General features: G+C 67.7%; 10 protein-coding genes. 1 reads left to right on the top strand and 9 read right to left on the bottom strand.

Annotation, left to right across the window (positions count from 1 at the left end):
• Positions 1 to 17: 17 nt before the first annotated feature.
• Positions 18 to 1,220 carry a helix-turn-helix domain-containing protein gene (locus ACFU99_RS23365; protein ID WP_384394988.1) on the bottom strand — a complete coding sequence of 401 codons (1,203 nt, stop codon included), beginning with the start codon at positions 1,218 to 1,220 and terminating at the stop codon, positions 18 to 20.
• A 112-nt stretch (positions 1,221 to 1,332) separates the two neighbouring features.
• On the opposite strand from ACFU99_RS23365, the gene ACFU99_RS23360 reads away from it, so the two are divergent.
• A complete protein-coding gene (locus ACFU99_RS23360; protein ID WP_384394986.1) occupies positions 1,333 to 1,815 on the top strand; it encodes an NUDIX domain-containing protein in 483 nt (160 codons plus the stop codon).
• Positions 1,816 to 2,138: 323 nt separating this feature from the next.
• Here the strand turns inward: ACFU99_RS23360 and ACFU99_RS23355 are convergent, their stop codons facing one another.
• The 8 genes from ACFU99_RS23355 to ACFU99_RS23320 all read right to left on the bottom strand — a co-directional run bounded on the left by ACFU99_RS23355 (position 2,139) and on the right by ACFU99_RS23320 (position 8,428).
• Positions 2,139 to 3,530 (bottom strand): site-specific integrase, encoded by a 1,392-nt coding sequence (locus ACFU99_RS23355; protein WP_384394984.1) that lies wholly within the window; start codon positions 3,528 to 3,530, stop codon positions 2,139 to 2,141.
• A 94-nt stretch (positions 3,531 to 3,624) separates the two neighbouring features.
• Positions 3,625 to 3,999, bottom strand: coding sequence for a hypothetical protein (locus ACFU99_RS23350; protein ID WP_384394982.1), 375 nt, complete (start codon positions 3,997 to 3,999; stop codon positions 3,625 to 3,627).
• 86 nt (positions 4,000 to 4,085) lie between these two features.
• Positions 4,086 to 4,280, bottom strand: a complete 195-nt coding sequence (locus ACFU99_RS23345; RefSeq protein ID WP_384394980.1) for a helix-turn-helix transcriptional regulator — start codon at positions 4,278 to 4,280, stop codon at positions 4,086 to 4,088.
• A gap of 274 nt (positions 4,281 to 4,554) precedes the next feature.
• Complete coding sequence (locus ACFU99_RS23340) at positions 4,555 to 6,552, bottom strand: DUF3987 domain-containing protein (protein ID WP_384394978.1); 1,998 nt, start codon at positions 6,550 to 6,552, stop codon at positions 4,555 to 4,557.
• A gap of 149 nt (positions 6,553 to 6,701) precedes the next feature.
• Entirely contained in the window at positions 6,702 to 7,001 is a 300-nt protein-coding gene (locus tag ACFU99_RS23335) for a hypothetical protein (protein ID WP_384394976.1), read from the bottom strand.
• Positions 7,002 to 7,037: 36 nt separating this feature from the next.
• Positions 7,038 to 7,643, bottom strand: coding sequence for a hypothetical protein (locus ACFU99_RS23330; RefSeq protein ID WP_384394974.1), 606 nt, complete (start codon positions 7,641 to 7,643; stop codon positions 7,038 to 7,040).
• A gap of 105 nt (positions 7,644 to 7,748) precedes the next feature.
• A complete protein-coding gene (locus ACFU99_RS23325; RefSeq protein ID WP_384394972.1) occupies positions 7,749 to 8,147 on the bottom strand; it encodes a hypothetical protein in 399 nt (132 codons plus the stop codon).
• Between the two features lie 92 nt (positions 8,148 to 8,239).
• The gene (locus tag ACFU99_RS23320; RefSeq protein ID WP_384394970.1) at positions 8,240 to 8,428 is read right to left on the bottom strand and encodes a hypothetical protein; all 189 of its coding nucleotides are present in this window, start codon (positions 8,426 to 8,428) and stop codon (positions 8,240 to 8,242) included.
• Positions 8,429 to 8,548 lie beyond the last annotated feature (120 nt).

Here is an 8,548-nt window from a genome sequence, read left to right as displayed (position 1 = left end):
GTGGTGTAGAAGTGCCGCTACTTGAGCGCGTGGAGGCTCAACGCCAGCTCACGCACGTCGCGTCGGCGGCTCTGCTGGTGAAGCCGCCGGGCCAGGTCGCGGGCGAAGGCGTGGGCGCGAATCTGCTCAGGCGCAGTCTTGAACGCTCGTTTCAGGTGGTCAGCCGCATCATCAGTCCGGCCAGCTTCCCCATAGGCCCTAGCGACGTCAAGAGCGGCACGGGCGCGCCGTTCTGTCGGTAGGTTCCGTACCGGACGGACCCTCGGCACGCTGTCCACGGCAAGCTGGACATCCCCGAACTCCAGGGCCAAGTCCAGACGGTGAATATCCACGTTCACCGGACCGAAGCCGGTCCACATTTCGTTGCCATCGGTTCCTAGCCGGTCCGCCGCCCGTTGTGCTTCCCGGATCATGTCGTCTGCCTGCCGCCGGTCACCCATCCGTGCCGCTGCAACGGCACCGTTCAGAAAGAGCGTTCCGTAAAGCGACAAGGCGGTTGGCGAGGAGGACCACCAGCCAGCGGGAAGGTTGTCCGCAGCGTCGAGCGTGACGGCGACGGCTTCGGAGGCCATTCCGGCACCGAGCTGGACGTGTGCGACGCATCTGCGGAGGGCGAGCATCGTTGACGGGTCTTCCGTCTCAGTCGCAGCAACGTCGCCTTGGTCTGCCGCAGCCCAAGCCAAATCCGTCTCGCCCAGCTTGCGGAGGAGCGCCCCAGCGGCGTGACAGGCCAGAGCGAAGAGCTTCAGGCACCGCTCCCTTTCTTCCCCCGAGGACGCTTCATGCACGGCATGTCGAGCATCGATCAGCACCGCAGGCAGACGCTCAGCGAGTTCGGAGTATTTGGAAGCCTGGTACAGGTCCCACGCTTCGTGGACCTCTACGGCAAGCCGTGCCGGCCGAATCGGTTCCCGAGAGTCGTACAGGGCCCCAGCCAGTCGCCGAGACTGCATCAGCGCGGCCCGAATGGCCGGCACGCTTCCCCTATGGTCGTTGTGATCGTCCAGAAGCGCGGGTGCCCCCTGTAGATCCTCTATGTGAACACGCAGAGCATCTGCCAGGTCAGCGAGCATCTTCACGTTGTTCACCGGGATTCTTCCGGACTCCACCCGGTACACCCAGTCTTCCGAGCGGTTCAGCAGAACGCCGAGCTGCCATTGGGGGATTCCTCTGCGCTCCCGGTAGAACCGCACGCGCTTGCCGAACGGGAGATGCTCCATGCCACGCACTGTGCCGCCCCTTCACTCGATCCAAGAGAGTGTCACACGGGGAACAGGGGGCGATGCAATGGTCAGCCCAAGCCAACGGGATCATGGTCAGTAGGCTCGACACATGGCCGAGAACGAGCACGAGCAACGGATGGCACGACCGCGCATGGCTGCGGGAGCCCTGTTCTTCGACAGTCGGGACCAGAACCGCGTCCTGCTGGTCCGCCCCTCGTACAAGCCGATGTGGGAGATCCCCGGCGGGTACGTCGAAACAGGGGAGTCACCGTTGGCCGCGTGCCAGCGCGAGGTCCAGGAGGAGCTAGGCATCACGCCGCCCATTGGCTCGCTGCTGGTGATCGACTGGGCACCGAGCCCCGCCGAGGGGGACAAGGTCCTGTACGTCTTCGACGGCGGCGAGCTGACCCCCGATGCCGCAGCGTCAATCAAGCTCGCCTCTGACGAGTTGCTGGCCGCCGAGTTCCACCCAGTAGCCGACCTTGACCAGCTTCTGATTCCGAGGCTTGCCCGGCGGGTGAGACAGGCCATCGGTGCCCGTGGCCAGGGGAAACCTGCGTACCTTGAACATGGGGCACCGCCGACTGACTAGACGCGGGCCGTCTTTCAAGATCTGGACTATTGGTGGACTACGAGATCGCGAGAGGGGCGCGGGAGAGGCCATTCGCCCAGGTCAGAGGCATGATCGCGGCTAGATCCACAACCGTCTTGAAAACCGTCGTGGCAGCGATGTCACCGAGGGTTCAAATCCCTCAGCCTCCGCGCAGGTCATAAAGACACAGGTCAGAAGGGGTGCCCCAGCCTTGGGGGCACCCCTTCGGCGTTCACCCTGTCTCACCCTGAATCGGGCCTATCCCGCTGTTGATCAGCGCGTGTGGCCAACCTGCGGCCAAGCGCCAGCGGCCTAACCCCTGGTCAGGTGTCCTCCAAGGCACTGCTGATCTTCTGATTGGCCACAGTCTGCTGCCCGCGGAGGATCCGAGCGTAGAAGCGGAAGAGGACGGCGACGCTGTGCCCTGCACGGCGGGCGACCTCAACTGGGTCGACACCGGCCTTGATCCAGAGTGATACACCAGCGCTGCGGAGGAGCCGCGGGACTTCGGCGAGCGGGGTTTCCACCTCCTCGTCCGACAGCGCCTCGGTACGTGCGTCTGCCCATGCGGCGCAGTACTCGGTGGAGCTGACGCGTCCACCCCGTGTGCCCTGAAAGATCCGGCCGTCAGGGGCTGTTCCGTAGACGGCGATGTGGGCCCGCACCATCCTTACGAGAACCGGCGGGATCGGCACGGACCGGTACGCCTTCCGCGTCCGGTGCTTCAACCCGCGCTTCTCGTAAGGCGTCCCGTCGTCCGTCCAACCGCTTCCCACCTCGGGACGGCTCTCCTCCACCAGAACCTCTCCCCAATCCTTGGCGGACTCAGGGATGTCGGGAGGCAGTACGAAGTCCTTCGCCTTCAGGGCGGCGGTCTCCGAGGGGCGGGTTGCGGCGTAGTAGATGCAGGCGAAGAAGGTCTCCAGATGCTCACCGCGCCCGCCCTGGTGGCGTACGGCCGTGATCAGGGACCGTGCGAGCGCTGGATCTGGGACATACCTGAAATCGATCTCACCGTCCGCTGCGGGAGCCGTCCAGTCCAGCCGCATCAGCGGGTTGAACGGGAGCAGCCCCTTTTCGTCCACGGTGTAGCGCAGGAAGTTGCTCAGGACCATGACCTTCCGGCGTGTGGTGTTCTCGGCGGCCGGCGTGCCGTCCAACAGCCGCGAGAGCGCTTCCAGGGTCGGGCGGAGCAGATCCGGATTCGCCAGATCGCTCACCTTCTGGGAATGCGACGACAGCCACGTCAGCGCAGCCTGGATCTCCGGCGGTGCCCCTTCCGCCTGGTGACGGGGAACCAGGTCACCATCCGGGTTCCTCACCGCGCGGAATGCCCACTGGTAGAGAGCTTTTCGCAACGTGACTGGATTCGGCGCACCACGGCGTGTGGTCACGAGCGTGGCGATCGCGATCGAGAGCGATTCGCCGATACTGGCGCGGTGCTTGGCGGCAGCGCGAGGCCACTTCATCAGGGCGTATGCGCTCGCGTGCTCGTACCAGGTCGGTGAATTCGCCTCTCGCAATTCCGACACCGGAACCCCGGCCGTCACGTCGAAGGGCTCCCCCTTCTTGGTGGCGGTGATGAGCTGGGAGCGGCGGGCGTCCGCGAGGGTCTTGGTAGCGAAGGGTTCCTGGAACACTTCGCCGTTGACGATCCAGCGCAACTGGTACGGGGCCGCTTTGCTATTGCGCTTGCGGATTCCCCAGATACGCACGTCATAGGTGTGCAGTTTGGTCTCCTTGGCTCGCTGTGGAGTTGTCTATGGGGCGGCCCGAGATCTGGCGAGATGCGGGCCGCCCTCGTCGTGCCTACCGATCGCGGCGCCGCTGCTCGCGCCGGCCTCGGTCGAATGCCTCGCGCGCCGCTTGGCGGGCGGCGGTGGCAGGTCGCCGACGGGTGGTCTCCCGCGCGCCCTCGACGCGGTCCAGGGCCGTCCATACTTCGGTGGCAAGGGTGTGCAGGCGGTCGGCGGTGGCGGGTGTCTGCCCGGTGGCCGCGGCCTGGTATGCGGTGAGCAGGTCGCCGATGGCCGCGACCGCGCGGCCCAGGTACGGGTCGGTCATCTCTCCCGGCCACCTGCGGGTGTAGGAGAGGGACAGCTGCGTGCGGGAGATCTCCTGCACGGCGCCGCCCAGGGCGGGGGCCCAGCCGCGGGCGGTGTGCTCCGCGGGGGCGAGGCTCACGGTGTCCGCCTCGGGGTCTGTGCTGACTACGTACCAGTGTCCGGTGCTGTCCTTTGCGGCCCAGACCTGACCAGGCGCTACCCGCCTCATGAGGCGTCCCGGTCGATCTCGCAAGTGGCCCACCAGGCGTCCAAGTCGCTGCGGCGGCAGCGGAGCTGGCCGTTGGGGAGCTTGATGAGCTTCGGGGCGCGGCCACGGGCGCGCATGCGGTAGAAGGCGGCGCGGCTCATGCCGATCTCGTCGAGGACTTCGACCAGCTTGAGCTTCTGTGCGTGCGACACAGTCACGTCTCCTATGGGGTGGATGCGTATCGCCGCGCGGTCGCGCGGCGTGAGGGTGGTGCGGGGTGGACGCCGTCGCGAGGCGGAAAGTGTCAGCAGCGTCAGCAGAAATCGTTGACCTGCGGAAATGCTGTTGGCGGCGCTGTCAGCAGGTGTCAGCACTGTCAGCAGAAGCCGGAGTTTTGCTGACAGCTGCTGACGCGTGCTGACAGGTGTCAGCACGGGAAAGGAGCAGGTCAGCGGTTTCTGCTGACATTGCTGACGTTCTGCGGGCCTACGGAGCGCTGTGCGCTTCCTTCAAGCCCGGGTGGACACGGAACGTGATGGTGGCGGAGCGGCCCCGGCCTCCGGATGCGGGAGCCGCTTCGGCACGGAGGTAGCCGTGTTCTTCCAGGAGGTAGAGAGCGGGGTCGATCGTGTCGGTCCGCCCCCGGAAGCGCCGTAGGGCGGCGACGACATCGCGGCGCTTGACGGTGGTGCGGTGGGCGCCGTTCTGCTTGGGACGGCGGAGCCAGTCGAGGACGTGCAGGGCGTCCTCGGTGGCGGGATCGGCCGCGATGAGGTCGAAGACGGCCAGGGCGTGAGCGGTGAAGAACTCGGCTACTACAGCGGCTCGTTCGACGCATTCGGCGCTGATGGGCTCGCCCCACCCGGTGGTGATGCGGTCGGCGAGGTGGAGCAGACCGGCGATGCGGACGGTGGCGCCGACGAGTTTTCCGGCCCAGTCCTTGACGTGGGAGAGCGGCTGATCGGGCCGCAGCTGTACCTCGACTTGCTCCTGGAGGCGTTCGACGACGGCGTCGGCCTGGGCGGACAGCGGGACGGTGACGGGGTCCGGCAGATCTGTGAAGGTACGCACCATCGCGTCCAGACGGCTGTCGTAGGTGTGGCTGACGGAGTCCGGGATGGGCTGGGTACGGATCTTGCGGTAGCCGAGGTTGGACGCTGGGAGCGCGTACAGGAAGCGGGCCAGCAGGCCGCGGTCGCGGGCGCCGGGGGTAGAGGCCAGGTCCTGCAAGACGGAGGGCTGGGGCGTGACACCGATGGTGAGGGCGGGGCGATCGATGGTGGGCTGGTCGCGGGTGATGCGGTCGGTCTGGAGGCGCTCGCCCTTGTGGGCCTGGAGGAAGACGCCGAGGTTGGGGCGGGCGCTGTAGCGGCCGGCGATGATGTCGAAGAGGTCGCCTTCGGGAGAGAGAGCGGCCAGGCATCGGTGAGTGGCCAGCAGGTGAGTGAGCGGTTCGGGGGTGATGTCCCCGGAGACCGTCAGCCGCGGGGCGGGCGGTACGTGGATCTCGTCGGCGAGCATGCGGGCCGCGGTGGCTTCGGCGACGAGATGCTCGCGCTCGACGGAGTCGCTCTTGCGGGCCTTGGCCAGCAGGGCATCGACTTCGGCCTCGGCGGTTTCCTTGGCGGTCTGCGCCTCGATGATGCCGGGCTTGGCCTGCTGAGCCAGTTCGTCCTCGATCCGGTAGATCGGAGCGGTCATGGCGGCGAAGACGTCCGACTTGCGGGATGCGGGCGGCATCGCGCACACCAGGTAGAGGTTGGCCTGCTCGACCCAGCCGGGTCGGATCTGGAAGTGAACCCGGCCGCCGGCGGTTGTGGACAGCGCGGCCAGCCCCATGGTGGCGGCCATGTCCGGCGGGGTCTGGGTGAACTCCGCGAGCGCTACGACCTGGTCACGCATCCAGCGAGGGAGCGCGTCGACTGGAAAGCTCGGCAGCGTGCTGTTCTCGCCGAGCGGGGTGGGTTCGCTCCAGGTCCGCTGTTCGGCGGACTCCAGGGCGGCGAGGGCTTCGGCGCGAGTGGCGTCGGCGGTGAATTCACCGGTACGGGCGCGATGGCTCAGGCGTACGCCGGTCTCGTCGAGGCGGCGGTTGTCGGCGGCGTCCCGGGCGATGGTGGCGTAGTACTCGCCGTTGCCGGCGCTGGGGACCTGCTGGACCAAGTGGTGCAGGTAGACGGCACCGCCGACTCGGTTCAGATCGCCGGTCTGGGCGAGGTAGGCGGTGATGGTGATGGGGTCGGCCGGCCGGTCCTGCTCGCGCAGGGCCGTGATGGCGCGGTGGATGGTCTCGTGTGCGGGCAGGTAGTAGTCCCCGGGTGCGAGTACGGCCGTGATGCCGGGAATCACGGTGGCCGACAGCAGCATTGCGCCGAGCGCGGCCTGCTCCGCCTCGATGGCGTGGTTGTGCGGATTTTCGCGCAGCGGGTGGACGGTGGCGAACGCGCCGTCGGGCACAGGCCGGTCGGGCGCTGGAGGAGTCATGCTGGAAACGCTCCCGTTCCTCGAAGAGATGCGGACTGGAGCCGGGGCGGCCGCAGATCTTTGGCGAGAGGCGCGGCCGCCCCGGGTGAGTCATGTGCGGGTGAGGAGTGCGGCCTCGCGGCCGTACTCGGCGAGGCGGCTGGGAGCGGTCAGCTCCAGGCCCATGGCTGGCCGGCACCGGCCGCGCGAGCGGCGGCGTCGGCCAGGGTGCGGGTCAGGCGGGCCCAGTCGGCCGGCATGAGGCCGTGTCCGGCCGCCCGGCGCAGGATGCGAGCCACGTCGGCGGCCTCTGTGGGCGGCACGCTGAACGGGTCGCCGGTGGGCCGGTTGAACAGGTAGGCGATCGAGCGCCATTCCTGGCCGCGCAGGACATGAGCGAGCTGGGCGGCCAGGTTGCTGACCGTGGTGTAGGACGGCTGAGCGGTGCTGTGGGAGATGGTCCAGCCCATCAGGGCCTCCTTCTCGAAGAGGTGGCGATGGGCTGGTCAGTGCTCGCCGCGTGCGGCGGTAGCCGCCTGGCGGATCAGGTACAGAGCCTCGGTCGCGGTCCGGTCGGGATGGTCGTTCCACTCGTGGTACGGCGTCGCGATGCCACGGGCAGTGAGGACGGCCTGTAGGTGGAGGCCGGCGGCGCGGGCGGTGCGGCCGTCGCCGTAGCCGAGGCGGACCAGAACGATCTGCGCGCCGAGAATGCAGCGGCGGCCGCTGCTCGTACGCAGCAGCCCGTGCGCCCATCCGTAGCGCTCGATGACCAGAGCGGTCAGTTCGAGGTGCTCGGCGGTGCTGATCTGTCGTCCACCGCCATGGAATTGACGGAAAGGCGGCATCGACAGAGCCCAGTCGGGCAGGAAGCGCAGCAACGCCTTGGGACCGCTCAAGATGGGTGTTGGCGCTGGCGACACGACGTGCTCGGCAGTGTGCCCGAGGGCCTCCGCGACGAGTTCCTCGGTGGTCTTGGTGACCAGCGGGTGGGCGGTGGCGCGGGTGCGGGCCGCGAGGTAGCGCTCGATCTCGGCGACGAGCATGTGCCCGGCGGCGAGTGGGTGTTCGGCTTGTGCTCTGCTTGCGGCCGGGGCAGTAGCCGTGGTCATCTCGGAATACCTCCTGTGCGCACGTGAGTGCGTGCGGGTTGGGGAGGGGCGCTCCCGGTGCTGCCAGGCAAGGGGGAGCGCCCCGTTCTCTTATGTGTGGTTCGGTCAGCGGTTGCTGGTGCGCAAGAGCTTCTTCAGCTCGACTCGCAGCGAGTTCGCTACCTCGTCGGCGGCGCCGGGCAGATTCCACGACCCGTCGGCGACGTACTCCTCGATGGTCGGCAGCCCGTACGGCGGCTTCTTGTGCATGGGGGAGTGAGCCAGATAAACGCTGGCCGCGACCTCATGGCCGCACATCGCCTGGCCGGTGAACTTGTCCTTCTTGGTGAAGTGGTGCGCGTGGACCAGCTGCACCTCGCCCTCGGGCTGCTTGTGGGTCTCGACGGAGTACCAGGTGTCGCCGACGCGTACGTTGCGGGCCCACTTGTTGGCCTCGCGCTGGGCGGCGGCGTTGCCGACCGTCGCGGCGACGGCGCTGTCGAGGGCATCGAAGATGCGTCCCATCGGTGTTCTCTCCTTCGGGGTGCGGGTGGGGTGGGGCGCTCCTGGTGCTGCCAGGCAAGGGGAGCGCCCCGATGAGTGGTCTTGTGCGGAGATCAGTCGCGCTTGGCCTCGAAGGAGGTGACGCGCCCGTTCTTCAGGTGGGGGTTGTTCGAGGCCACGTCGCGGAGGATGCCGGGCAGGATGCTTTTTCCGGTAGCGGACTCGTCGGCGAGGCTCTCGCCGACGAAGTCGACTTCCTCGCGGTTTGTGGTGATGGTGAGCTTCCAGGTCCAACGGCGCATGGGAACTCCTTGAGTCGAGATGCGGTGGAGCGCTTCTTGCGGTTGTCGGGCGTCGGCGGGGTCGTCAGATGCGGTCTTCGAGCAGCGGCTGAGCGGCCTGGAGCTCGGCGGTGCTGTAGC

The organism is Streptomyces sp. NPDC057654 (assembly GCF_042800135.1).
Lineage (GTDB): Bacteria > Actinomycetota > Actinomycetes > Streptomycetales > Streptomycetaceae > Streptomyces.
The sequence above is the reverse complement of the archived record's forward strand: the minus strand, read 5'-3'. Positions and strand labels throughout refer to the sequence as shown.

What these genes read in the sequence shown, in the direction of transcription:
- ACFU99_RS23335 (WP_384394976.1), bottom strand. Translation starts at nt 7,001, where the DNA reads ATGGGCTGGACCATCTCCCACAGCACCGCTCAGCCGTCCTACACCACG.
- ACFU99_RS23320 (WP_384394970.1), bottom strand. Translation starts at nt 8,428, where the DNA reads ATGCGCCGTTGGACCTGGAAGCTCACCATCACCACAAACCGCGAGGAA.
- ACFU99_RS23340 (WP_384394978.1), bottom strand. Translation starts at nt 6,552, where the DNA reads ATGACTCCTCCAGCGCCCGACCGGCCTGTGCCCGACGGCGCGTTCGCC.
- ACFU99_RS23365 (WP_384394988.1), bottom strand. Translation starts at nt 1,220, where the DNA reads ATGGAGCATCTCCCGTTCGGCAAGCGCGTGCGGTTCTACCGGGAGCGC.
- ACFU99_RS23360 (WP_384394986.1), top strand. Translation starts at nt 1,333, where the DNA reads ATGGCCGAGAACGAGCACGAGCAACGGATGGCACGACCGCGCATGGCT.
- ACFU99_RS23325 (WP_384394972.1), bottom strand. Translation starts at nt 8,147, where the DNA reads ATGGGACGCATCTTCGATGCCCTCGACAGCGCCGTCGCCGCGACGGTC.
- ACFU99_RS23330 (WP_384394974.1), bottom strand. Translation starts at nt 7,643, where the DNA reads ATGACCACGGCTACTGCCCCGGCCGCAAGCAGAGCACAAGCCGAACAC.